Source organism: Streptomyces sp. NPDC030183 (genome assembly GCF_055573455.1).
Genome location: NZ_JBVIBK010000013.1, coordinates 76,852 through 101,082 on the forward strand (window position 1 = coordinate 76,852; position 24,231 = coordinate 101,082).

The window sequence follows — 24,231 nt, forward strand, 5'->3', positions numbered from 1 at the left end:
GGCGGCTCCACCGGGGGCCCGTCAGGCCGTGGTCGCGTACGCCTGGGCCGGCTTCTCCAGGATCACCATCGGTACGCCGTCGCGTCCCTGGCTGGTGCCGACCGCCTCGTAGCCCACGCGGCGGTAGAGCCGGAGGTTGCCCTCGCTGCGATGGCCCGCGCTGAGGCGGAACTTGGTGGCGCCGCGCTCCTCGGCGAGGGCCGACTCGGCGGCACGGAGCAGTCGGGCGCCGATGCCGTGGCCCTGGAGGCGGGGGTGGACGCAGAGTTTGCCGATGGCGGCGGCGCCGTCCTCGTCGAGGGCGCCGCGCACGGAGCCGACCACCTCTTCACCCAGGCGGGCCACGAACACACAGTCCGAGGCGACCTCCTCGCGGACCGAGTCGAGGGTCTGGACGAGCGGATCGATGCGGTAGTTGCCGTACAGCGCCGCCTCGCTCTGGAAGCACAGGTACTGCAGCCTGAAGATCTGCTCGGCGTCCTGCTCGGTCGCCACCGAGATGGTCACGCTCATGCCCATGTGTGCACGCCTCCCGCTCACCTGCTCACCTGTTGTCCCTCACTCCTATCCCCGCGGTTCGCGTGCCGCAACCTCCGCCGACAGCAATCGCCGAAGACATCCCAGGCATCTGGAACGTTCCGGACCGAGGCTGCCCTGTGAGATACCCAACTCGCCCGCGATCTCGCGGTAGGTGAGGTCCCGGGGCGACAGCAGGGCCGCGAGCAGCCGGGGGCAGCGGCCGGGGAGCCGGCGGACGGCGGCGTACAGGGCCCGGCGGCGGGCCGCGGTGAGCGCCTGCTGTTCCGGGCCGGGGGCGTGGACGTCCACGGGCTCCGCCGCATAGGGCTGTTCGGCTCGGGCCGTCCGGCGGCTGAGGCGGGCCTCGAAGCGGACGGCGCTGCGCAGCCAGCTCTCGGGGTCGGTGGGCGGGCCGTCGGCGTCGAGCCGTTCCAGCAGACGCAACCAGACCGCCTGCTCCAGGTCCCCCGCTTCGGCGCCGGCCGCGTACGCCTCGGCCGACACCTCCGCGACGAGCAGGGGGCGGAGGGTGGTGAGCATGTCGGGTGTCATATGCGCCGGGACGCCGCCGCCCCGCCGCGGGGTTGCCGGGGCGGCGGGGCTGTCACCCCATTCGGGGGCTGCGCCGCCTCCCTTGACGCGGCCGGGTCGGGAGGGGGCGTGGGGGCGCGGGTCAGTCGCCCACGAAGTCCGCGTGCGCCAGCAGGCCCGTGTCCGTGTTGTCGGTGAAGATGCCGTCGATGCCGGTGTCGAAGTACACCTTGAACGCGCCGAAGGCGTCGCCGTAGGCGTTGGGGTCGGTGCCCTTGCGGAAGTCGGCGGGCAGGAAGCTGTTCTCGTTGCGCATCGTGTAGGGGTGCAGGATCAGGCCCTCGGCGTGCGCGTCCGCGACGAGGGTGGTCGGCGTGGTGAGCCTGCCGCCGGAGTCGCGAGGGATGATCAGGTCGAGGGTGGGGCCGATGCCGTTGGCGTAGGAGGCGATCCACGCCAGGCCCTCCGGCTTCACCAGGTCGGCGACGGTGCGCGGGTCACCGGCCTCGACGAAGTCCCAGGGGCGGGTGGCCGCGCCGGACAGCAGGACGACGAGGGGGCTGTCCACCAGCCGGTTGAGGCGCTGGATGCTGCTCGGCTCGAACGACTGGAGGAAGACCGGCGAGTTCTTCCGGTGCCGGTCGTACTTGCGCAGCAGCTTGGCGAGCGGCTCCTCCAGGCCGAGGCCCAGCTTGCGGAAGTAGGTGGGGTGCTTGGTCTCGACGTGGAGCCAGATCCGACGGCCGCGCTTCCTGCCCTCCTTCTCGGCCCAGCGCAGGACCTCCTCGAAGGTGGGGACCTCCCAGCGGCCGTCGTAGAGCGTGTTCTCCTGCCGGGTGCCGGGGATGCGCTCCTTGGCGCGCAGGGTCTTCAGCTCGGCGAGGGTGAAGTCCTCGGTGAACCAGCCGGTGTAGGAGACGCCGTCGACGACCTTCGTGGTCCTCCGGTCGGCGAACTCGGTGTGGGACGCCACGTCGGTGGTGCCGGTGATGTCGTTCTCGTGACGGCACACCAGGTGGCCGTCCTTGGTGGGCACGAGGTCCTGCTCGATGACGTGCGCGCCCATGTCGAGGGCCAGCTGGTACGAGCCCAGCGTGTGCTCCGGGCGGTAGCCGCTGGCACCCCGGTGCGCGATGATCGTCGGCACCGGAAGGCTCCGGTAGCCGCCGTGCGACGACGCGCCGGCCGTCTTCGTCTCGTCCGCTCTCGCCGTGGCCGGCAGCCCGAGGACGGCTCCGCCCGCGCCGAGCACCGCCGCCCCGAGCAGCGCACGCCTGCCCGTCGCGCGCCCCTGCTCGTTCGGGTCCTGCGACTGACGCGACTCCTGCGTCCCCATGTCGGCTCCTCCCACCGCTGTGCCCTGCACCTGTCAAACCGGGTTGATCGTAGGTGCCGTGAGGTGACCGTCGGGAGACCTGGGACCGAACACACGGGTGACGCCTCGTGTCGTACGAGTGGCGGAATTTGACGGAGCGTCGGACTCGCGGCGCGATGTCCGTCACATGGTCCGTGGCGGTGGGTACCCGCCATCCGGGCGATACCGCAGGTAAAGGTATGTCAACAGTGCGTATCCACCCGGTGAACCCGGTGTGCGCGAGCCACCTACGCGGGAGTATCGTCCTCACCTGCACAGACTTGTTCCGGAACGCTTGACATGGGAGGGCCCGTTGTCCCGCTTCGTGCTCATCAAGGCAGTGCTCGGACCGATCATGCGCCTGATGTTCCGCCCTCGGGTGGAGGGTGCGGAGCACATTCCGGGGGACGGCCCGGTGATCCTGGCCGGCAATCATCTGACCTTCATCGACTCGATGATCCTGCCGCTGGTCTGCGACCGGCAGGTCTGCTTCATCGGCAAGGACGAGTACGTCACCGGCAAGGGCCTCAAGGGGCGGCTGATGGCGTGGTTCTTCACCGGCGTCGGCATGATCCCCGTGGACCGCGACGGTGGACGCGGCGGCGTCGCGGCCCTGATGACCGGACGGCGCATCCTCGACGAGGGCAAGGTGTTCGGCATCTACCCCGAGGGCACGAGGTCGCCCGACGGGCGCCTGTACCGGGGGCGTACGGGTATCGCCCGGCTGACCCTGATGACCGGCGCGCCGGTCGTGCCGTTCGCGATGATCGGCACGGACAAGATCCAGCCGGGGGGCGCGGGCCTGCCCCGGCCGCACCGGGTGACCGTGCGGTTCGGTGAGGCGATGGAGTTCTCCCGGTACGAGGGCATGGACCGTGACCGGTATGTGCTCCGGGCGGTGACCGACTCGGTGATGACCGAGGTCATGCGGCTGTCCGGACAGGAGTACGTGGACATGTACGCCTCGAAGGCGAAGGAAGCGGCGTAACAAGCCGGGCCCGGTGCCCTGACGGGCGTTAGGGTCCCGGTGTGCGTTGAACTCCCGGGCGGCGGCCCTGTGCCGCCGCAGACGGTGTGGGGCGGCTCCCCTGCGGGGCCGCCCCTGAGGCATGTCCGTCGTCACACCACCGGAGATCCGCACCATGACCGCGCAGCAGCCGCTCTCCTACGACGCGTTCGTCCGGCTCGCCACCGCCGATCCGGCCGTCGTCGGCCTCGTCCTCAAGGGCTCCCGGGCCCATGACGGCATGGCCACCGAGCATTCCGACCACGACCTGTACGTCGTCCTCGCCGACGGGGCGACGTCCGCTCTCACCGCGTTCGCCGGCCACCGCACCCCCGAGCTGGATGTCGTCGTCCTCCCTCTCGACGCGTTCCGGGCAGCCGGCATGCCCGGTTTCGAGCGCTACGCCCTGGCCCGTGCCCGGATCGTGCTCGACCGCCTCGACGGGGGCATCGCCCGCATCCTCGCCGCCAAGGCCAGGCTGGACGCCGACGAGGCGTTCCGGGCGTCCGGCGACTGGCTCGACGCCTACGCCAACTCCCTCTACCGCTCCGTCAAGAACCACCGGGACGGCCAGGCGCTCGCCGCGCGCCTCGACGCCGCCGACAGTGTGCGGTTCCTGCTCGAACTGCTTTTCGCTCTCGACCGCCGCCCCCGCCCGTACAACAAGTACCTGGAGTGGGAACTCGTCCGGCACCCGCTGCCGGGCTGGGACACGGCCACGTTGCTCGACGCCGTGGGCCGTATCGCGGCGAACGGCGCCGTGGCCCCGCAACGGCGGCTGTTCGCCCGTGTCGAGGCGGCGGCACGGGAAGCGGGGCTCGGCGACGTACTGGACGCGTGGGGCGAGGACCTTCACCTGATGCGGCCCTGACGGGGGCGCGGAAAGGCTCGCCGGGGGCGTGAGCCCGAGGCCGGCTCTCTCCGCGCGTGAACTGAACGGGGGCGTGCGTGCATCGCGTGAGTCGGGGCGTCGCCGGGCCCGCCGCTCATGGCCCCGGCGACGCCCCGGCTGCCCCGGCCGTCATGCCTGTCCCGGCCGTCCCGGCGGGAGCTACGCCTTGCTGTCGAGCCGCTGGCCGCGCAGCATGAACCAGGCCGCGACCGCCGTCGCCAGCAGGACCGCCGCTCCGACGCCTGCCGCGAGCGTGAGGCCGTCGACGAAGGACTCGCGGGCCGAGGCGAGCAGGGCCCGCGCCGTGTCCGAGGGGAGGCCGGAGGCCGCCTCCACCGCTCCGCCCAGGGACTCGTGTGCCCCGGCCGGGGTGCCCGCCGGTGCGGCGAAGCCCCGGTAGACGCCGGTCACGATCGAGCCGAGCAGGGCGATACCGAGGGCCGCGCCGAGTTCGTACGCCGTCTCGGAGACCGCGGAGGCCGCTCCGGCCTGCTCCTTGGGCACCGAGGAGAGGATGACGTCGGCGGTCACCGTGAAGGAGAAGCCCGCGCCGACGCCGACGACCAGGAGGGCGGCTCCCAGGAGCGGATAGCCGGTCGACTCGTCGACGACCGTCAGGACGCCCAGGGCCAGGCCGATCGCCGCCAGGCCACCGGTGACGACGGCCCGTACCGAGAAGCGCCGGGCGGCGCGGCCCGCGACCAGGCCGGCCACCACCGCGCCCACGGCGGCGGGGAGTTCGGCGAGGCCTGCCTCGAAGGGCCGCCTGCCCTGGACGAGTTGCAGGTACTGGGAGAGGAAGAAGACGAGCCCGGACAGGCCGAACACGGTCAGCAGGTCGGCGAGGACGGCGCCCGAGAACCCGCGGTCACGGAACAGCCGCATGTCCAGCAGCGGCTGCGGCAGGGCCAGTTGGCGGCGTACGAAGAAGAACAGGGCGGCGACACCGAGCAGGCCCGCGGCGAGCGCGTTGCCGTCGGCGCCGTGGCTCGCGGTCTCCTTGACGGCGTAGACCACGCCGATCATGCCGACGAGGGACAGGCCCACGCTGAGCAGGTCCCATGGGCCGGGGTTCGGGTGGCGGGACTCAGGGAGCAGCTTGCTGCCCACGACGACGAGCACGATCATCACGGGCAGGTTGATCAGGAAGACGGAGCCCCACCAGAAGTGCTCCAGCAGGAAACCGCCGACGACCGGGCCGACCGCCGTGCCGGCGGAGGCCGTGGCCCCCCAGATGCCGATCGCCAGGCTGCGTTCGCGCGGGTCGTGGAAGAGGTTGCGGATCAGGGCGAGGGTGGCGGGCATCAGGGTCGCGCCCGCGACACCGAGCAGCGCCCGCGCGACGATCATCATCTCGGGCGTCGTCGCGTAGGCGTTCAGCACGGATATCGCGCCGAACGCGGTGGCGCCGATCAGCAGCAGCTTCTTGCGGCCGATCCGGTCGCCGAGACTGCCGGCCGAGACCAGCAGGCCCGCGATGACGAACGAGTAGACGTCGCCGATCCACAGCAACTGGGTGCCCGAGGGCTTGAGGTCCTCGCTGATGTTAGGGGTCGCGAGGCCGAGGACGGTCGCGTCGACGGCCACCAGCAGCACGGCGAGCACGAGGACGCAGAGCGCGAGCCAACGGCCCGGCCGCTTCACCGCCTCGGTCGTGGACGCCGGCTGCAGGGTGCTGGTCATGATTCCTCTCTCCGTAGCGCGCCGCCGAGCAACAGCTCGACGATCATGTGGGTGAAGTCCTTGCCGGCGACCCGGCCCTCGGAGACCGCCCAGGCGCCGGAGGCCAGCAGGCCGTACAGCGCCTCGGTGAGCCAGGCCGGGGTCAGGTCGATGCGGAACTCGCCGGCCGCCTGGCCGCGTCGGAAGAGGGCGGCGATCCGGTCGTCGATCCTGGCCCAGCCCTCGTTCTGCCCCTCCCCCTCGAACAGCTGGTTCTCCGTGTAGAGGAAGGCGAGCAGGCCCGCGGCCGGTTCGATCGCGCGCACCAGGCGCCGTACGGCGTCGCGCGCCGGGCCGTCGTCCAGGCGGGCCGCGTCCAGCGCGGTCTCGCACTCCGCGATGCCGAGCGCCTCCAGCGCGAGGACGAGTGCGTCCCGCCCCGCGAAGTGGCGGTGCAGCGTGGCCCGGCTGATCCCGGCGGCCTTGGCGACCTCGTCCATGGTCGCGGTGGATTTACGGGTCAGCAGGGCCGCGGCACTGCGCAGCACGTGGTCACGGTCGACAGCCATGAGACAACCATAAACCATCTGAGACATTCATGTCTCATGAGGGGCATGGGCGTCTCATGACTCACATGCCTTCACTGAAGCGCCCCGGTGGTCAGTGCCAGGGCAGGCCGCCGCGCTTCTCCCAGTAGGTGCGCGGCTCCTCGGCGAGCGTCGCGAGCCGGGTCAGCTGCTCGGCGTCCAGGTCCACGACCGCCGCGTGCAGGTTGGAGGCGAGCTGCTGGGTGGTGGCGGCGCCGGAGAGGACGACGCCCGCCCACGGCTGGCGGAGGATCAGCGCCAGGGCCACCGCGTCGCAGCCGAGGGACGTCTGCGCGGCCACGGCCCTGAGGGCCTCCGGCGCGTGCGGCTCGGCGAGCCTGCCGTTGGCCATACCCTCCTTGACGATCACGGTGAGCCCGGCGTCGTGCGCCTCGGCGAGGGCGGGGGCGGCGGAGGTCTCCAGCGCGTTGTACGTCGACTGGACGGTACGGAAGAGGGGCTCGCCGTCGACCGTGACGGCGAGGGCGGCCCGGATGGCGTCGGCCTGGGCCGGGCCGCTCGTGGAGAAGCCGATCGTGACGCCCTGGGCGGCCGCCTCCGCCAGCCTGGCGTGGAGTTCCTTGTCGGTGAGGGCCGGGCTGTCCGGGGTCACCGAGTGGATCTGGTAGAGGTCGAGCCGGTCGCCGAGCAGTTCGGCGGTCTCGGCGCGCTGCCGCTCGTACGTCCCGACGCCGTGGTCCTTGATCTCGTGGTGCTCGGCGTCGGTGGTCCAGTCGGCGGTGTAGGTGTAACCCCACTTGCTGCCCACGACGATGTCGTCGACGTCGGGGCGGGTCCTCAGCCAGTCCGCGAGGAACTCCTCGGAGCGGCCGTAGGAGCGGGCCGCGTCGAAGTAGCGGACGCCCTGGGCGTAGGCGGCGTCGAGGAGTTCATGGGTCCGGGCGCGCAGCGTCTCGACGCCTCGGTCGGGTCCGAGGTCTCGGTCCCGGCCGAGGTTGATGTAGCCGGGGCGGCCGACGGCGGCGAGGCCGAGTCCGATGTGGCAGGTGGGGGTGGTCGCTGAGGCCAGTCGGGCGAAGGGCATCGCGGGCTCCGTTCGGTCGGCTCCTTGCGGCTTCCGACCAACGTAACCCGCGATGACCTTGGTTGTGCGGGGCGGGTGGACCGGTGTCGGCGTCAGCCCTTCTTCGCCGTCGCCCAGGCGTGCTGGACGGCCAGGTTCTCCTTGACCTCCGCCAGCTGGACGGCCACCGCGGAGGGGGCCGTGCCGCCGCGGCCGCTGCGGGAGGCGAGGGCACCGGGGACGTTGAGGACCGTGCGGACCTCGGGGGTGAGGTGGGCGGAGATCTTGGCGAACTGTTCGTCCGTCAGTTCGTCGAGCTCCTTGCCCTCGGACTCGGCGATTTTGACGCACTCGCCGGCGACCTCGTGGGCGACGCGGAACGGCACGCCCTGCTTGACCAGCCATTCGGCGATGTCGGTGGCGAGGGAGAAGCCGGCGGGTGCCAGTTCCTCCATGCGCTCGCGGTGGACGGTGAGGGTGGCCATCATCCCGGTGAAGGCGGGCAGGAGGACCTCCAGCTGGTCGATGGAGTCGAAGACCGGCTCCTTGTCCTCCTGGAGGTCGCGGTTGTAGGCGAGCGGGAGGGCCTTCAGGGTCGCCATGAGACCGGTCAGGTTGCCGATGAGGCGGCCGGACTTGCCCCGGGCCAGCTCGGCGATGTCCGGGTTCTTCTTCTGCGGCATGATCGACGAGCCGGTGGAGAACGCGTCGTGGAGCGTCACGAAGGAGAACTCCTTCGTGTTCCAGATGATGACCTCCTCGGCGATCCGGGAGAGGTTCACCCCGATCATCGCGGTGATGAAGGCGAACTCGGCGACGAAGTCCCGGGAGGCCGTGCCGTCGATGGAGTTGCCCGAGCTGCCGTACTCGAAGCCGAGGTCCTTCGCGACCGCCTCCGGGTCGAGGCCGAGGGAGGAGCCCGCGAGAGCGCCGGAACCGTACGGGGAGACCGCCGTGCGCTCGTCCCACTGACGCAGCCGCTCGGCGTCCCGGGACAGCGACTGGACGTGCGCGAGGACGTGGTGGGCGAACAGCACCGGCTGGGCGTGCTGGAGGTGGGTGCGGCCGGGCATCGCCACGTCCGGGTGGGCCTCGGCAAGGCCGACCAGCGCGTCCTGGAGCTCGGCGATCAGGCCGCCGATGACACGGGCGTGGTCGCGCAGGTACATGCGGAACAGGGTGGCGACCTGGTCGTTGCGGGAGCGGCCGGCGCGCAGCTTGCCGCCGAGGTCGGGACCGAGACGCTCCAGCAGCCCCCGCTCCAGGGCGGTGTGCACGTCCTCGTCGGCGATGGTGCCGACGAACGAGCCGTCCGCGACGTCCGCTTCGAGCCGGTCGAGGCCGGCCAGCATGGCGGTCAGTTCGTCGTCGTCGAGCAGGCCCGCCTTGTGAAGCACGCGCGCGTGGGCGCGGGAGCCCGCGATGTCGTAGGGCGCCAGCCGCCAGTCGAAGTGGACGGACGCGGACAGCTTCGCCAGGGCCTCGGCGGGACCGTCGGCGAAACGGCCGCCCCAGAGCCGAACGTCACCGCTGTTGCTGCTCACTTGCGCTGCTCCTAGAGAGGTGTGGATCTTCCACGTGCGTCCGCCGCGACCGTCGGCGACCGACCCTTGCCGTGCATGATTATGCAGAACTCTGCATGAATCGTCAATGTGAGAGAAGTTCAAGAGAAAAGCAAGAAGCCTTGAACACTCGAAACCGCTTTCCCGTACCTCTCCTCGAACGCAGGCGCCGCGTTAGTTCACACCGACCACATCAGACCCGAGTGAGGCATCCGCATGTCCAGGGCTCTTCCGAAGTACAACAAGCGTCGCGTAGGGATCATCGGCGGCGCCGCCGCGGTCGTGCTCTCCGGAGCGGTCATCGCGGGTTCCGCTCTCGCCGGTGAGGGTGCCGACAACGGCGGGCAGGACGCCGCCGCGTCCCCCGGCACCATCGCGTGCCCGGCGGTCGAGGGCAGCCTGCCGGCGATCCCCGCGTCCGCCAAGGCCGAGGTCGACCGCAACCTCGCCCTGCTGCAGACCCAGATCCAGGAGGCCAACAAGCGCCTCGTCGACACGGTCGGCCAGGGTGGTCCGAACTTCGTCCAGAACGCCATCCTCGGCCCGCTGGAGGACAAGCGCGTCGCCGCGCTGAACCGCATCGAGACCGCCATCGGCCGCGCCGCCGCCAAGCCCGAGGGCCTGGAGAAGCTCGCCCCCTGCCAGCTCAACCAGGGCGGCGCCGCGGGCGCCGGTGACCAGGCGGGCGCGGGAGCCGGTGCCGGTGCGGACGCCGGGGCCGGAGCGGGCGACGCCGGTGCCGAGAACAACGCGGGCGCCCCGGGCACCATCTCCTGCCCGGCCGTCGAGGGCAGCCTCCCGGCGATCCCCGCCTCCGCCCAGGCCGAGGTCGACCGCAACCTCGCCCTCCTCGACACCCAGATCCAGGAAGCCAACAAGCGCCTCGTCGACACCGTCGGCCAGGGTGGCCCCAACTTCGTCAACAACGCCATCCTCGGCCCCCTGGAGGACAAGCGCGTCGCCGCGCTGAACCGCATCGAGACCGCCATCGGCCGCGCCGCCGCCAAGCCCGAGGGCCTGGAGAAGCTCGCCCCCTGCCAGCTCAACCAGGGCGGCGCCGCGGGCGCCGGTGACCAGGCGGGCGCGGGAGCCGGTGCCGGTGCGGACGCCGGGGCCGGAGCGGGAGAGGACGCGGGCAACGCGGGCAACGCCGGTGCCGAGAACAACGCGGGCGCCCCGGGCACCATCTCCTGCCCGGCCGTCGAGGGCAGCCTCCCGGCGATCCCCGCGTCCGCCCAGGCCGAGGTCGACCGCAACCTCGCCCTCCTCGACACCCAGATCCAGGAAGCCAACAAGCGCCTCGTCGACACCGTCGGCCAGGGTGGCCCCAACTTCGTCAACAACGCCATCCTCGGCCCCCTGGAGGACAAGCGCGTCGCCGCGCTGAACCGCATCGAGACCGCCATCGGCCGCGCCGCCGCCAAGCCCGAGGGCCTGGAGAAGCTCGCCCCCTGCCAGCTCAACCAGTAGTCCTCCGGCCCCGCCGGAGCGGCCTGGGAAGACCGGCTTCGATTTCCGGGTGGATCCCCGTGAGGGTGATCCACCCGGAATTCGTCTTTCCTCGGACAGGCGAACCACATCCGCCGAGAATCATGAGTCATGGGAAAGACCTACGAGCGCATCGACGGCCGCCTGCGTACGTTCATAGAGGCGCAGCCCCTCTTCTTCACCGCGACCGCGCCCCTGTCGGCCGACGGCACGGTCAACCTCTCCCCCAAGGGCCTCAAGGGCTCGTTCGTCGTCCTCGACGAACTGACCGTGGCCTATCTGGACTTCGCCGGGTCCAACGCGGAGACCATCGCGCATCTGCGGGAGAACGGCCGGATCACCCTCATGTGGTGCGCCTTCCAGGGGCCGCCCACCATCGTGCGCGTCCACGGCAGGGGCGAGGCCGTCTTCCGTGACGACCCGCGCTTCCCGGAGCTCCTGGCCCGCTTCCCCGACATCGACCCCGCCCAGCACGGTCTGCGCGCCGTCATCGTCGTGACGGCCGAACTCGTCCGTGACAGCTGCGGCTACGCGGTGCCCTTCATGGCGTACGAGGAGGACCGTGATCTGCACGGCCGCCGCTTCGCCCGTGAGGACGACGACTCGCTCACCGCGTACTTCCGCTCCAAGGAGCACATCGAGACCAGTCTGGACGGGCTGCCCGGACTGCCGCTGCCCCTGCCGCCGTCCGCCGGCTGAAGCGGAACAGCCCGTTCACCAAGCGGTTTCCCCACCGGGTTGAACACACGGCACTCCCTGCACGTACGTGTGGGCCAAGGGTCCAGCCCACCACGGAGGAACCGTGTCCACGATCGCCGGAGGTCGCGCCGCGCGACGCCAGACGATGCGCCGCATCCGACCTCGCCGCTCCCCCGCCGTCCCGTTGCTCATCGCCTTCTGGGCGGGCGCGGCCGCGGTGGTGTGGCTGTGGTGGGACAACACGCCCTCCATCGCGGACCAGGGCAGCCAGATGGTCAACGCCGGCCGGATCACGGGCCTGCTCGGCGGGTACCTGATGGCGCTCGTGGTCCTCCAGATGGCGCGGGTGCCCGCGCTGGAACGCCGGGTCGGCTCGGACCGGGTGGCGCGCTGGCACGCGATGACCGGCCGGTACACGCTCTGCCTGGTCGTGGCGCACGTCGTCCTCACGATGTACGGGTACGCCCTCCAGGCCGGACTGACCCACACCGCGATCCTCCAGCAGACCATCGACTCCATCAACCAGCTGCCGGACATGGGCAAGGCCGCCATCGGCACCGGTCTGCTGGTGTTCATCGGGCTGATCTCGATCGGCCCGGTCCGCAAGCGGATCCCGTACGACCTCTGGTACCACACCCACCTGCTGACGTACGCGGCGACGTTCCTGACGTTCTGGCACCAGATCACCACCGGCAACGAGTTCGCCGCCACCCCCGAGGCGAAGACGGCCTGGTACGCGCTGTACGGGTCGGTGACCGCGCTGGTCGTCTGGTACCGGATCATCACCCCGATCCGGCTGAACATGAGGCACCGGCTGCGCGTCGAGGCCGTGATCGAGGAGTCACCCGGCATCGTCTCGGTGCTGATGAGCGGGCGCAAGCTGCACCGGATGGGCGCGGAGGCGGGGCAGTTCTTCCGCTGGCGGTTCCTGGCCCCCGGTATGCGGTTCAGCTCGCACCCGTACTCGCTGTCGGCGGCGCCCCGCCCCAACATGCTGCGCATCACCGTCAAGGCGATCGGCGACCACAGCTCCGCCCTGCGCGACCTGGAGCCCGGCACCCGGGTGTGGGCCGAGGGCCCGTACGGGGCGCTCACGGCCGCCAAGCGCAGCCGCGGCAAGGTGCTGCTGGTGGCGGGCGGGGTGGGCATCACGCCGATGCGGGCCCTGTTCGAGACGCTGCCCGGCGCGGCCGGTGACCTGACCCTGCTCTACCGGGCCAACAGCACCCAGGACCTGGCGCTGTGGGACGAGCTCGCGCAGATCGCGGAGGAGCGCGGGGCCCGGCTGATGTACGCGGTGAACAGCCCGGACGGCGAGCGCCCCGACATCTCGGCGGACTCCCTGCGCCGGAAGATCCCGGACATCGAGGTCCACGACGTCTTCCTGTGCGGTCCGCCCGGGTTCGCCCAGGGCGTGTACGAGGCGCTGCGCGGCGCGGGTGTCCCCACCCGCCGTATCCACCACGAGTCGTTCGAGATGTGAGCGGCGGGCCTTCGGGCCGTCGTGCGCTCACCCCGGGGCCGTCCCCCACCGACCCCTGCCCATGGGACCCCACGGGGATCCCCTTACGAGACTTCACACTTCAGGAGCTGAAGGAGCGATGAAGAAGAGCCACCCCATCCGGCGGACCCTGCTCGCCACCGCCGCCACCGTGTCCGGCATCGTGCTGCTGCTGTCGCTGAAGCCCGCCTCGGACCCGGCCGGATCGGTTCAGGCCGGAGCGGCCGGGGGCGCTCCGTCGGCCCAGGGCGGGGTGGTGGCGGGGGCCCAGACGCTCACGGGTACCGCCGTCCAGACCGACTACGGGCCGGTCCAGGTCCGCATCACCGTCGACGGCGGCAAGATCACCCAGGCCGACGCCGTCCAGAAGCCCAGCGGCGGGCGCTCCACGCAGATCAGCAACGACGCCATCCCCAAGCTCAACCAGGCGGCCGTCGCCGCGGGCAGCGCCGAGATCGACGCGGTGTCCGGCGCCACCTACACCAGCGCCGGCTACAAGCAGTCCCTCCAGTCCGCCCTCGACCAGGCCGGCAGCGGGCAGGGCGCGGGCGGGCAGGGTGGAGGCGCGCAGACGGTCACGGGTACCGCCGTGCAGACCGACTACGGGCCGGTCCAGGTCCGTATCACCGTCGACGGCGGCAAGATCACCCAGGCCGATGCCGTCCAGAAGCCCAGCGGCGGCCGGTCCACCCAGATCAGCGGCACCGCGATCCCGAAGCTCAACCAGGCGGCCGTCGCCGCCGGTTCCGCCGACATCGACGCCGTCTCCGGCGCCACCTACACCAGCGACGGTTACAAGAAGTCCCTCCAGTCCGCCCTCGACCAGGCCGGCAAGGCGCAGGGCGCGGGCGGCGAAGGCGCGGGCGGCGGCGCCGGGGCGGGCGGTTCGCAGGACGCGGGCGGCGGCGCGGCGGGCTCCGGGGCCGGGAAGGCCACGGGCACGCAGGTGCTCACGGGATCGGCCGTCCAGACGGACTACGGGCCGGTCCAGGTCCGCATCACCGTCACCGACGGCAGGATCACCGCGGCCGAGGCGCTGCGGCAGCCCACCGGCGGCCGCTCCACCCAGATCAGCGGCAACGCGATCCCCCAGCTCAACAAGAACGCCGTCGCGGCAGGGAGCGCCGACATCGATGCTGTCTCAGGTGCCACGTACACCAGCGAGGGGTACAAGCAGTCCGTGCAGTCCGCGCTCGACCAGGCGGGCTGATCCGGTGGCCGAACCCGCCGGGGCCGCCGCGCCCGTCCAGCTGCGGCACGCCGAGGAGGTCATGGGCACCGTCTTCTCCTTCGACATCCGGGGAGGCGAGCCGGCGGCGATCAGAGCCGCGCTCGACGAGGCGGTGGCCGGACTGCACACGGTGAACGAGGTGTTCAGCACCTACCGCGAGCAGAGCCAGATCTCCCGGCTCGCCCGGGGCGAGACCACCATCGAGGAGTGCGACCCGGAGGTCGCCGAGGTGCTCGGCCTGTGCGCCGAGGCGGAGCGCGTGAGCAACGGCTGGTTCAGCGCGACCTACGAGGGCCGCTTCGACCCGACCGGCCTGGTGAAGGGCTGGGCGACCGAACGGGCGGCCCTGCGGCTGGTCGAGGCGGGCGCGGCCGGGGTGAGCGTCAACGGCGGCGGCGACGTCCAGCTGTGCGGTGTGCCCGGCCCCGACCGGCCCTGGCGGGTGGGCGTGGCCGATCCGCTGCGGCCGGGCGGGCTGGCCGCGGTCGTCACGGCGGCCGGCGCGGACCGGCTGGCCGTCGCCACCTCGGGCACGGCCGAGCGGGGCTCCCATATCGTCGACCCGCGCACCAGGAAGTCCGCGGTCACCGACCTGGTGTCGGTGACGGTGGTCGCTCCCCGGCTGACCTGGGCGGACTGCTGGGCCACGGCGGCGTTCGCGATGGGGTCGCGGGAGGGTCTGGCCTGGCTGGAGTCCCTGCCGGAGGTGGAGGCCCTGCTGATCACGGCGGGCGACGAGGTGCGGTGCACGGGAGGGCTGGCCTCCCGACTGGGGTGAGCGGGGACGGCACAGGCACGAGGAACCACGCGCCCGACCACGTCCCCCTCGCGGCCGGTGCGCCCGCGCGTCCGCCCCTCAGTGGCCGTTCTGCGCCAGCCGCAGCAAGTGGTCCGCGAGCGCCTGCCCGCCCACCGGATCACGGCTGATCAGCAGCAGTGTGTCGTCGCCGGCGATCGTGCCGAGCACATCGTGCAGTTCCGCCTGGTCGATGGCGGAGGCCAGGAACTGGGCCGCGCCGGGCGGCGTCCGGAGCACGACCAGGTTGGCGGACGCCTCGGCGGAGATCAGCAGCTCGGCGGAGAGCCGCCGCATCCGCTCCTCCTTCGCCGACTCGCCGAGCGGCGCCCGGGGCGTACGGAACCCGCCCTCGCTCGGCACCGCGTAGATGAGGTCGCCGTCGGTGTTGCGGATCTTCACCGCGTTCAGCTCGTCCAGGTCCCTGGAGAGCGTCGCCTGGGTGACGCTCAGCCCGTCGTCGGACAGCAGTTTCGCCAGCTGGCTCTGCGAGCGCACCGGTTGCCGGTTGAGGATGTCCACGATCCGCCGGTGGCGTGCGGTACGGGTCTGCGGCACCGCGGGGCCCGCCTGGTCGTGCTCCTGCGCCTGGCTCATCGTCGTCCCCATCCCCGGTTCATCCGTCCCCCTTGGCCACGTCCAGGACACCGGGCAGGGCCCGGAGGAAGGCGTCCACCTCGGCGTCGCCGATGTTCAGCGCCGGCATGAGCCGTACGACATCGGGGGCGGGCGCGTTCACCAGGAGACCGGCGTCCTGAGCCGCCTGCTGCGCCTGGGGCGCGAGCGGCTCGGTGAGCACGATACCCAGCAGGAGGCCCGCGCCACGGACGCGGTCGATCAACGGGTGGCCGAGGGCCTCGATTCCCTCCCGCAGCCGCTCGCTCTGCCGCTTGACGTTCTCCAGCAGGCCCTCGGCCCGGATGGTCTCCAGGACGGCGAGCCCGGCGGCGCACGCGACGGGGTTGCCGCCGAAGGTGGTGCCGTGCTGCCCCGGCTGGAGGAACTCCGCGGCCCGGCCGAAGGCGACGGTCGCGCCCAGCGGGAGGCCGCCGCCGAGGCCCTTGGCGAGGGTGACGACGTCCGGCAGGACGCCTTCGTGGGCCTGGTACTCGAACCAGTGCCCGGTCCGGCCGATGCCGGTCTGCACCTCGTCGAGGACCAGCAGCGACCCGGTGGCGGCGGTGATCGCGCGGGCCGCCTTCAAATAGCCGGGGGGCGGGACGACGACGCCGTTCTCCCCCTGGATCGGCTCGATGACGACGAGTGCGGTCTCCTCGGTGACCGCGGCGGCCAGGGCCTGCGCGTCGCCGTAGGGGACGTGGGTGACGTCGCCGGGCAGCGGGTGGAAGCCGGTCTGCTTGCCGGGCTGGCCGGTGAGGGCGAGGGCGCCCATGGTCCGGCCGTGGAAGCCGCCCTCTGTGGCGACCATGTGGGTGCGTCCGGTGAGCCGGCCGATCTTGAAGGCGCCCTCGTTGGCCTCGGCGCCGGAGTTGCAGAAGAAGACCTTGCCGTCCCGGCCGAAGGCCTCCAGGAGCCGTTCGGCGAGCGCGACGGGCGGCTCGGCGACGAACAGGTTGGAGACATGGCCGAGGGAGGCGATCTGCTTGCTGACGGCCTCGACGACCGCGGGGTGGGCGTGCCCGAGGGCGTTGACCGCGATACCGCCGACGAAGTCCAGGTACTCCCTGCCCTCGGCGTCCCACAGCCTGCTGCCCTCACCGCGGACAACGGGCAGTCTCGGGGTGCCGTAGTTGTTCATGAGCGAGCCCTGCCACCGCTGGGTCAGCTCTGCGTTGCTCGCGGTCCCGGTCATTCGGCGTCCCCCTCGGTCACGGCGTCGGGCACGACCATCGTGCCGATGCCCTCGTCGGTGAAGATCTCCAGCAGGATCGAGTGCTGGACCCGGCCGTCGATGACGCGGGCGGTGTTGACGCCGTTACGCACGGCGTGCAGGCAGCCCTCCATCTTCGGCACCATGCCGGAGGACAGCTCCGGCAGGAGCTTCTCCAGCTGGGAGGCGGTGAGGCGGCTGATCACCTCGTCGCTGTTCGGCCAGTCCTCGTAGAGGCCCTCGACGTCGGTGAGGACCATGAGGGTCTCGGCACCCAGCGCGGCAGCGAGTGCCGCAGCCGCCGTATCAGCATTGACGTTGTAGACATGTCCGTCGTCCTCGCTCCGGGCGATCGACGAGACGACCGGGATGCGGCCGTCGGCGAGCAGGGCCTCGATCGCGCCCGTGTCGATGTCGGTGATCTCGCCCACCCGCCCGATGTCGACGAGTTCCCCGTCGATCTCCGGCTGGTGCTTGATGGCGGTGATGGTGTGCGCGTCCTCGCCGGTCAGACCGACGGCGAGTGGTCCGTGCTGGTTGAGCAGGCCGACCAGTTCGCGCTGCACCTGTCCGGCGAGCACCATGCGGACGACGTCCATGGCGTCCTCGGTGGTGACGCGCAGTCCGGCCTTGAACTCGCTGACGATGCCGTGCTTGTCGAGGGCGGCGCTGATCTGCGGGCCGCCGCCGTGCACGACGACGACGTTGAGGCCGGCGTGCCGCAGGAAGACGACGTCCTGGGCGAAGGCGGCCTTCAGCTCCTCGTCGATCATGGCGTTGCCGCCGAACTTGATGACGACCGTCTTGCCGTTGTGGCGGGTCAGCCAGGGCAGCGCCTCGATGAGGATCTGGGCCTTGGGGAGGGCGGTGTGTTTCCGCGTGGTGCTCATGAGGAGTAGGCGCTGTTCTCGTGGACGTAGTCGGCGGTGAGGTCGTTGGTCCAGACGGTGGCGGTCTCGGACCCGGCGGCGAGGTCGGCGACGATGTGCACCTCGCGGTAGCGCATGTCGACCTTGTCGCGGTCCTCTCCGACGCCGCCGTTCTTGCAGACCCAGACGCCGTTGATGGCGACGTTCAGCCGGTCCGGCTCGAACGCGGCCTTCGTGGTGCCGATCGCGGACAGCACGCGGCCCCAGTTGGGGTCCTCGCCGTGGATGGCGCACTTGAGGAGGTTGTTGCGGGCGATGGAGCGGCCCACCTCGACGGCGTCGTCCTCGGTCGCGGCGTTGATCACCTCGACCTTGATGTCCTTGCTGGCGCCCTCGGCGTCCCGGATGAGCTGCTGTCCGAGGTCGTCGCAGACGGTGCGCACGGCCTCGGCGAACTCCGCGTACTCCGGGGTGATCCCCGAGGCGCCGGAGGCGAGGAGCAGCACGGTGTCGTTGGTGGACATGCAGCCGTCGGAGTCGACCCGGTCGAAGGTGACCTTCGTGGCCGCCCGGAGGGCCCGGTCGAGGGTCTGGGTGTCGACGTCGGCGTCGGTGGTGAGGACGACGAGCATGGTGGCGAGGCCGGGGGCGAGCATGCCCGCGCCCTTGGCCATGCCGCCGACGGTCCAGCCCTCGCCCTGGGCGACGGACGTCTTGTGCACGGTGTCGGTGGTCTTGATGGCGATGGCGGCCTTCTCGCCGCCGTGCTCGGAGAGCTGGGCGGCGGCCGTGTCGACACCGGGGAGCAGCTTGTCCATGGGGAGCAGGACGCCGATCAGGCCGGTGGAGGCGACGGCGACCTCGGCGGCGTTCAGCCCGAGGACGTCGGCCACCTTCTCGGCGGTGGCGTGCGTGTCCTGGAAGCCCTTGGGGCCCGTACAGGCGTTGGCGCCGCCCGAGTTGAGGACGACGGCGGAGACCTGGCCGCCCTTCAGCACCTGCTCGGACCAGAGGACCGGCGCTGCCTTGACCCGGTTGGAGGTGAAGACGCCCGCGGCGGCGAGGCGGGGCCCGTTGTTGACCACGAGGGCCAGGTCCGGGTTGCCGTTCTCCTTGATCCCGGCGGCGATCCCGGCCGCCGTGAATCCCTGTGCTGCCGTCACGCTCACGGCGCCACTCCGATCGTCGTCAGCCCGGTGGACTCGGGGAGCCCGAGGGCGATGTTCATGCTCTGGACGGCACCGCCCGCGGTGCCCTTGGTGAGGTTGTCGATGGCGCTGATCGCGATGATGCGGCCCGCCGCCTCGTCGTACGCGACCTGCACCTGAACAGCGTTGGAACCGTGGACGGACGCCGTGGCGGGCCACTGCCCCTCCGGGAGGAGGTGGACGAAGGGCTCGTCGGCGAGGGCCTTCTCGTACGCGGCGCGCACGGACTCGGCGGTGACGCCCTCCCTGGCCTTGGCGCTGCACGTGGCGAGGATGCCGCGGGACATGGGCGCGAGGGTCGGGGTGAAGGACACGGAGACCTGCTCGCCGGCGACCCCGCCGAGGTTCTGGATCATCTCGGGGGTGTGCCGGTGGCCGCCGCCGACGCCGTACGGGCTCATCGAGCCCATGACCTCGCTGCCGAGCAGGTGCGTCTTGGGGGCCTTGCCCGCGCCGGACGTCCCGGACGCGGCGACGATCACGGCCTCGTTCTCGGCGATGCCCGCCGCGTACGCGGGGAAGAGGGCCAGGGTGGCGGCCGTGGGGTAGCAACCGGGCACCGCGATGCGCTTGGACCCCTCCAGCGCGGCGCGGGCGCCCGGCAGTTCGGGGAGGCCGTAGGGCCAGGTACCGGCGTGCGGGGAGCCGTAGAACTTCTCCCAGTCGGCCGCGTCCTTCAGCCGGAAGTCGGCGCCCATGTCGATCACGAGCACATCCGGACCGAGCTGCTCGGCGACGGCGGCGGACTGCCCGTGCGGCAGGGCGAGGAACACGACGTCGTGTCCGGCGAGGACCTCGGCCGTGGTCTCCTCAAGGACCCGGTCGGCCAGCGGCAGCAGGTGCGGCTGGAGGGCGCCGAGGCGCTGGCCCGCGTTCGAGTTGCCGGTCAGAGCGCCGATCTCGACCTCGGGGTGCGCGAGCAGCAGGCGCAGCACCTCACCGCCCGCATAACCGCTCGCTCCCGCCACCGCTGCACGTACCGCCATGGATAACCCTCCTCCTGGATGGCATGACTATACGTTTCCATGCACTTTTATGCAATCGATGATCGCGGGACGTCGGTCGCGCCGCCACGAGTGAGGGAACGAGGCGGCCGCGGCCCGACCGGGGCCTCCTTATAGGGCCGCCTTATAAGGCACATCGAGATTGAGTCTTGGACGCACGGCCCGGCTCGCTGCTGCAATCGGCCGTATGACGAAGCAGCCACCGCCTCGCCCCTCCCTCGGCGGCGGCATCCGGGCCGAGGATCTGCCTCCCGCCCGGCGATGACCGACGGCGTGCGGGCCGTGTCGCCGCCGCGTACCCCGACTACTCGTGATGGAGCAGGAATCCGCCATGCCCCTACCCCTCCATGCCCAGACGCGGCCCGTCCCCGAGGCAGCGGTGCTGGAAGGGCTGCCGCCGGTCCGCGAGGTGAGCGCCGCGGAAGTGGCCGCCGGGATGTCCGACGGCCCCCGGCTGGTCGTCCTCGACGACGATCCCACTGGCACCCAGACGGTCGCCGACGTGCCCGTCCTGACGTCGTGGGCGGTGGACGACCTGCGCTGGGCGCTGCGTCAGGACAGCCCCGTCTTCTTCGTCCTCACCAACACCCGCAGCCTGTCCCCCGAGGACGCCGCCGCCCGCAACCGCGAGGTCGTCCGCGCCCTGCACACCGCTGCGGCGGCCGAGGGCACCGGCTACGTCCTGGCCAGCCGCGGCGACTCGACGCTGCGCGGCCACTTCCCGCTGGAGACCGACGTCCTCGCCGAGGAACTGACCGAGCTGGACGGCAGAGCTCCGGACGGCGTCGTGCTGGTCCCCGCCTACATCGAGGCGGGACGGCTGACCGTCGGCTCCCGTCACTGGATGCGGACCGCCGAGGGACTGCTGCCGGTCGGCATGAGCGAGTTCGCCCGCGATGCCACCTTCGGCTACCGCAGTTCCTCGCTGCCCGAGTGGGTGGAGGAGAAGACGGGCGGACGCGTCCCCGCGGACGAGGTCCTGCGCGTCACCCTCGACGACCTGCGCGGCGGCGGCCCATCGCACACGGCGCGGCTGCTGTCCTCGCTGCGCGGCGGACGGGTGGCCGTGGTCGACGCGGTGCGCGACGACGATCTGCGGGTGCTCGCCCTGGCCCTGGCACAGGCTGAGGACAGTGGCACTCGGCTGCTGTACCGGGTCGGGCCGTCCTTCGTCAGGGCCCGGGCCGGACAGGCGGCGCGGGCCCCGCTCACCCCGGCCGAACTGCGCCCGCTGCGCGGCGACGCACCGCACGGTCTCATCGTCGTGGGCTCTCATGTCGCGCTGACGACACGGCAGTTGGACCGGCTGCGAGAGCGGGGCGGGATCGCCGAGTACGAGCTGGACGTGGCCCTGCTGCTCGACGAGGAGCGGCGTGAGGCCCACATCGCCGAGGTCGCGGCCGCGGCCGCCGGGGCGCTTGACTCGACCGACGCCGTGATCCGCACCTCTCGTGTGCTCGTGACGGGTGCCGACGCGGACGACAGTCTGGCGATCTCCCGCCGGGTCTCCGCCGCGCTCGTTCAGGCCGTGCGCCAGGTCAACGCCGCCCGGCGGCCCGCTTTCGTCGTCGCCAAGGGCGGCATCACCTCCAGCGACATCGCCACCCATGGCCTCCGGATCCGACGTGCCTGGGCCCGGGGCACGCTGCTGCCGGGCATCGTCTCGCTGTGGGAGCCCGTGGACGGCCCAGCCGCCGGCATCCCCTACGTCGTCTTCGCCGGGAACGTCGGGGGCGCCGACGCCCTGGCCGACGCCCTCGACCTGCTCAGGAGTGCCTGATGCTGTTGCGTGGAACCGATGCTTTGAAGGAGGCCGCGTCCGCCGGTCAGGCCCTGCCCGGGTTCGTCGCCTACAACCTGGAGACCGTCCAGGGCATAACGGCCGCCGCCGAGGCCGCCGGACGGCCGGTCGTCATCCAGGCGGGCTCCAGTCCCTTCAAGCACGCCGGCCGCGAGGCCCTGATACGGCTGGCGCTGGACGCCGCCGCACGCTCCACGGCCCCTCTCGGAGTGCACCTCGACCACAGCCGGGACCTGGACGAGATCACGGCCTGCCTGGAGGCGGGCTACACCTCCGTCATGGTCGACGGCTCCCACCTGCCCTTCACGGAGAACATCGCGCTGACGCGGGAGGCCGTCCGCCGAGCCCGCGACCACGGCGCCTGGGTGGAGGCCGAACTCGGTGCCCTCCCCGGCGACGAGGACGTCTCCACCGACGCCGTCGCGCACACCGCGGCGATGACCGACCCTCGGCAGGCGGCCGAGTTCGTGGCCGCGACAGGCGTGGACGCGCTCGCCGTCGCCGTCGGCAACGTGCACGGCTTCACCCGGCATCCGGTCCGCCTGGACCTGGAGCGGCTGGCCGCGATCCACGAGGCCGTGACCGTTCCCCTCGTCCTGCACGGCGCCAGCGGTCTGCCCGTCGAGGAACTGCACGGCGCCCTCGCCCGGGGTGTGGCCAAGGTGAACGTCAACGCCGAACTGCGCCGCGCCTACCTGGAGGCCACTCGCACGGCCCTCCCGTCCGCGCTGCCCGGCTCCGACGTGGTCCTGCTGTGGGCGGCCGGCCGCGACGCGGTCCGGGACGCCGCCCTGGAAGTCATCGGCCGCCTCAGCCCTCACACCAAGAGGACGAACGCGTGAACTGAACTCGGCCCCACCGCCCCCCAAGTCGCACCACACCGACGGACGCAAGGCCGTCGTATGCCCCGGCCGTGCGCGTCGGCGCACGGTTCGCACCCCCCGCCCCGCGCTCTCGTGCCCTTCTGGGCATGCGGGCCGACACCCCCGCACCCTGCTGGAGCCACCATGTCCACCACTGCCTCGATCGCCGTACTGCACACCAGCCTGCTGTTCGTCGACGCCGATTCGGTCATCAACGAGTACCTCTCGGAACTCGCGCCGGACGCCACGGTCCTGCACTTCGTCGACAGCGACGTGCTCGCTGCCGTGGTGCGCGACGGTGAGGTCTCACCTGCCAGCACTCAACGCGTGGTGCACCTGGCCCAGGCCGCGGAGACCGCGGGCGCCGACGTCATCTTCTCCGCCTGCTCCTCGGTCGGTCCGGCGATCGACGTGGCCCGACGCCTGGTCTCCGTCCCGATCGTCAAGATCGACGACGCGATGACCGCGTCAGCGGTCGAGAGCGCGGGCACCGTCGGAGTCCTGGCGACGGTCCCCACGACGCTGCCGCCGACCCGTGCCCTCGTCGAGGAGAAGGCCCGGACGGCCGGTCGCGACATCACCGTCCAGGAGCGGCTCTGCGAGGGCGCTTTCTCGGTGCTGATGTCCGGTGACCGCGACCGCCACGACGCGATGGTGCTGGACGGGGCGCGGGCGCTGGCCGAGGAGGTCGACGTGATCGTGCTGGCCCAGGCATCCATGGCACGGCTGGTTCCCGTGATCGCCGAAGCCGTCGGCAAGCCCGTGCTCTCCAGCCCGCGCAGCGGAACGGAGAACGTGGTGCGGGTGCTGAACGAGCAGACGGCTGAAGCCGCCCCTGCCACTGAGAGGGCCTTGGAGACCACGGGATGGCAGGGAGGCTGCGGGGCGAGGTGATGAAACCACTGACCGCGGCCGTCCCCGGCCGGAACCCAGGAGCCGACATGCCGAGGTTCGCAGCGAACCTGTCCATGATGTACAACGAGCACGATTTCCTCGACCGCTTCGCCGCGGCCTCGGCCGATGGCTTCCAGGGGGTCGAGTACCTCTTCCCCTATACGTATGACGCCGCCCGGCTGCGCCGCCGGCTCGACGACCACGGCCTGCTGCAGGTGCTCTTCAACGCACCTGCGGGAGCGTGGGGGTCCGGAGAGCGCGGGACGGCGGCACTGCCCGGACGTGAGGCGGAGGTGCGTTCCGGGGTGGGCCGGGCGCTGGAGTACGCGGGAGTGCTGGGCTGCTCTCGGGTGCACCTGATGGCCGGGCTGGTCCGACCGGACGCGACACCTGCCGAACGAGCCAAGTACCGCGACACCTACCTGACCAACCTGGCCTGGGCCGCGGAACGGGCCGCTGCGGCGGGCGTCGACATCCTGATCGAGCCGATCAACGGCCGAGACATGCCCGGATACTTCCTCAGCACCCAGGCCGAGGCCCACGCCGTGGTGCGGGAGGTGGGAGCCGCCAATCTCAAGGTGCAGCTCGACCTCTACCACTGCCAGATCGTCGAGGGCGACCTCACCACGACGCTGCGCCGCGACCTGCCGACCGGCCGGGTCGGTCATCTGCAGATCGCGGGCGTGCCCGACCGGGGTGAGCCCGACCGGGGTGAGTTCAACCTCCGCCACCTGTTCGACGTGGTCGACGGGTTGGGCTTCGGCGGGTGGATCGGCTGCGAGTACCGCCCCCGCGCCGGCACTAGCGAAGGTCTTGGCTGGCTCGACGACTACCGCGACCGAGCACGAAGCGCACGAGGATGAGCGGTACGACCTCGCCCCTGACCTGGTCACCCTCGCCAAGGGCGTC

The 24,231-nt window shown here is 71.8% G+C and carries 22 protein-coding genes and 1 pseudogene; 11 read left to right on the forward strand and 12 right to left on the reverse strand.

Translation table 11 applies throughout. From position 1 onward, the window contains the following. Positions 1–21: 21 nt before the first annotated feature. The 3 genes from ACZ4Z2_RS17400 to ACZ4Z2_RS17410 all read right to left on the reverse strand — a co-directional run bounded on the left by ACZ4Z2_RS17400 (position 22) and on the right by ACZ4Z2_RS17410 (position 2,386). A complete protein-coding gene (locus tag ACZ4Z2_RS17400) occupies positions 22–519 on the reverse strand; it encodes a GNAT family N-acetyltransferase (protein WP_468076833.1) in 498 nt (165 codons plus the stop codon). A gap of 45 nt (positions 520–564) precedes the next feature. Further along, positions 565–1,071, reverse strand: a complete 507-nt coding sequence (locus ACZ4Z2_RS17405; RefSeq protein WP_468076835.1) for an RNA polymerase sigma factor — start codon at positions 1,069–1,071, stop codon at positions 565–567. Positions 1,072–1,192: 121 nt separating this feature from the next. Then, the gene (locus tag ACZ4Z2_RS17410; protein WP_468076836.1) at positions 1,193–2,386 is read right to left on the reverse strand and encodes a glycerophosphodiester phosphodiesterase; all 1,194 of its coding nucleotides are present in this window, start codon (positions 2,384–2,386) and stop codon (positions 1,193–1,195) included. 331 nt (positions 2,387–2,717) lie between these two features. On the opposite strand from ACZ4Z2_RS17410, the gene ACZ4Z2_RS17415 reads away from it, so the two are divergent. Then, on the forward strand, positions 2,718–3,392 hold the full coding sequence (locus ACZ4Z2_RS17415; RefSeq protein ID WP_055518690.1) for a lysophospholipid acyltransferase family protein: 675 nt from the start codon (positions 2,718–2,720) through the stop codon (positions 3,390–3,392). 154 nt (positions 3,393–3,546) lie between these two features. Beyond that, entirely contained in the window at positions 3,547–4,281 is a 735-nt protein-coding gene (locus ACZ4Z2_RS17420) for a hypothetical protein (RefSeq protein ID WP_468076838.1), read from the forward strand. Between the two features lie 180 nt (positions 4,282–4,461). Here ACZ4Z2_RS17420 and ACZ4Z2_RS17425 read toward each other — a convergent pair whose 3' ends face one another. The 4 genes from ACZ4Z2_RS17425 to argH all read right to left on the reverse strand — a co-directional run bounded on the left by ACZ4Z2_RS17425 (position 4,462) and on the right by argH (position 9,119). Further along, the gene (locus ACZ4Z2_RS17425; protein WP_468076840.1) at positions 4,462–5,985 is read right to left on the reverse strand and encodes an MFS transporter; all 1,524 of its coding nucleotides are present in this window, start codon (positions 5,983–5,985) and stop codon (positions 4,462–4,464) included. Continuing rightward, positions 5,982–6,533, reverse strand: coding sequence for a TetR/AcrR family transcriptional regulator (locus ACZ4Z2_RS17430; protein ID WP_468076842.1), 552 nt, complete (start codon positions 6,531–6,533; stop codon positions 5,982–5,984). Before ACZ4Z2_RS17430 ends, ACZ4Z2_RS17425 begins: the two co-directional genes overlap by 4 nt. Before the next feature lie 91 nt (positions 6,534–6,624). Continuing rightward, positions 6,625–7,596 (reverse strand): aldo/keto reductase, encoded by a 972-nt coding sequence (locus ACZ4Z2_RS17435; protein ID WP_468076844.1) that lies wholly within the window; start codon positions 7,594–7,596, stop codon positions 6,625–6,627. Positions 7,597–7,688: 92 nt separating this feature from the next. Beyond that, positions 7,689–9,119, reverse strand: coding sequence for an argininosuccinate lyase (gene argH, locus ACZ4Z2_RS17440; protein ID WP_468076846.1), 1,431 nt, complete (start codon positions 9,117–9,119; stop codon positions 7,689–7,691). Between the two features lie 234 nt (positions 9,120–9,353). On the opposite strand from argH, the pseudogene ACZ4Z2_RS17445 reads away from it, so the two are divergent. From ACZ4Z2_RS17445 to ACZ4Z2_RS17465, 5 genes and pseudogenes are all read left to right on the forward strand, one after another. After that, positions 9,354–10,187 (forward strand): annotated as a pseudogene (locus ACZ4Z2_RS17445) (hypothetical protein); the annotation flags it as partial. Between the two features lie 549 nt (positions 10,188–10,736). Further along, positions 10,737–11,324 carry a pyridoxamine 5'-phosphate oxidase family protein gene (locus tag ACZ4Z2_RS17450; protein WP_468076848.1) on the forward strand — a complete coding sequence of 196 codons (588 nt, stop codon included), beginning with the start codon at positions 10,737–10,739 and terminating at the stop codon, positions 11,322–11,324. Positions 11,325–11,469: 145 nt separating this feature from the next. After that, positions 11,470–12,807 (forward strand): ferredoxin reductase family protein, encoded by a 1,338-nt coding sequence (locus ACZ4Z2_RS17455; RefSeq protein WP_468077104.1) that lies wholly within the window; start codon positions 11,470–11,472, stop codon positions 12,805–12,807. Between the two features lie 118 nt (positions 12,808–12,925). Continuing rightward, the gene (locus tag ACZ4Z2_RS17460) at positions 12,926–14,035 is read left to right on the forward strand and encodes an FMN-binding protein (protein ID WP_468076850.1); all 1,110 of its coding nucleotides are present in this window, start codon (positions 12,926–12,928) and stop codon (positions 14,033–14,035) included. Positions 14,036–14,039: 4 nt separating this feature from the next. After that, positions 14,040–14,834, forward strand: a complete 795-nt coding sequence (locus ACZ4Z2_RS17465) for an FAD:protein FMN transferase (protein ID WP_468076852.1) — start codon at positions 14,040–14,042, stop codon at positions 14,832–14,834. Positions 14,835–14,912: 78 nt separating this feature from the next. Here ACZ4Z2_RS17465 and ACZ4Z2_RS17470 read toward each other — a convergent pair whose 3' ends face one another. Genes ACZ4Z2_RS17470 through argC form a run of 5 tightly spaced genes read right to left on the reverse strand, consistent with a single transcriptional unit; the run spans position 14,913 to position 19,746 of the window. Next, positions 14,913–15,449 carry an arginine repressor gene (locus tag ACZ4Z2_RS17470; RefSeq protein ID WP_055536664.1) on the reverse strand — a complete coding sequence of 179 codons (537 nt, stop codon included), beginning with the start codon at positions 15,447–15,449 and terminating at the stop codon, positions 14,913–14,915. A 19-nt stretch (positions 15,450–15,468) separates the two neighbouring features. Further along, entirely contained in the window at positions 15,469–16,665 is a 1,197-nt protein-coding gene (locus tag ACZ4Z2_RS17475) for an acetylornithine transaminase (protein WP_468076854.1), read from the reverse strand. After that, positions 16,662–17,573, reverse strand: coding sequence for an acetylglutamate kinase (argB, locus tag ACZ4Z2_RS17480; RefSeq protein ID WP_055536662.1), 912 nt, complete (start codon positions 17,571–17,573; stop codon positions 16,662–16,664). Before argB ends, ACZ4Z2_RS17475 begins: the two co-directional genes overlap by 4 nt. Continuing rightward, a complete protein-coding gene (gene argJ / locus ACZ4Z2_RS17485) occupies positions 17,570–18,721 on the reverse strand; it encodes a bifunctional glutamate N-acetyltransferase/amino-acid acetyltransferase ArgJ (RefSeq protein ID WP_468076857.1) in 1,152 nt (383 codons plus the stop codon). Before argJ ends, argB begins: the two co-directional genes overlap by 4 nt. Next, positions 18,718–19,746, reverse strand: coding sequence for an N-acetyl-gamma-glutamyl-phosphate reductase (gene argC / locus ACZ4Z2_RS17490; protein ID WP_468076859.1), 1,029 nt, complete (start codon positions 19,744–19,746; stop codon positions 18,718–18,720). The genes argJ and argC overlap by 4 nt, the downstream gene beginning before the upstream one ends. 349 nt (positions 19,747–20,095) lie before the next feature. Between argC and ACZ4Z2_RS17495 the strand changes: the two genes are divergently transcribed. From ACZ4Z2_RS17495 to otnI, 4 genes are all read left to right on the forward strand, one after another. After that, positions 20,096–21,544: a four-carbon acid sugar kinase family protein gene (locus ACZ4Z2_RS17495; RefSeq protein WP_468076861.1), complete on the forward strand. Its 1,449-nt coding sequence runs from the start codon at positions 20,096–20,098 to the stop codon at positions 21,542–21,544. Then, positions 21,544–22,407, forward strand: coding sequence for a class II fructose-bisphosphate aldolase (locus tag ACZ4Z2_RS17500; RefSeq protein ID WP_468076863.1), 864 nt, complete (start codon positions 21,544–21,546; stop codon positions 22,405–22,407). Before ACZ4Z2_RS17495 ends, ACZ4Z2_RS17500 begins: the two co-directional genes overlap by 1 nt. Before the next feature lie 165 nt (positions 22,408–22,572). Continuing rightward, positions 22,573–23,322 carry an aspartate/glutamate racemase family protein gene (locus ACZ4Z2_RS17505; RefSeq protein ID WP_468076865.1) on the forward strand — a complete coding sequence of 250 codons (750 nt, stop codon included), beginning with the start codon at positions 22,573–22,575 and terminating at the stop codon, positions 23,320–23,322. Between the two features lie 47 nt (positions 23,323–23,369). Further along, entirely contained in the window at positions 23,370–24,185 is an 816-nt protein-coding gene (gene otnI, locus ACZ4Z2_RS17510) for a 2-oxo-tetronate isomerase (RefSeq protein ID WP_468076866.1), read from the forward strand. Positions 24,186–24,231: the final 46 nt, after the last annotated feature.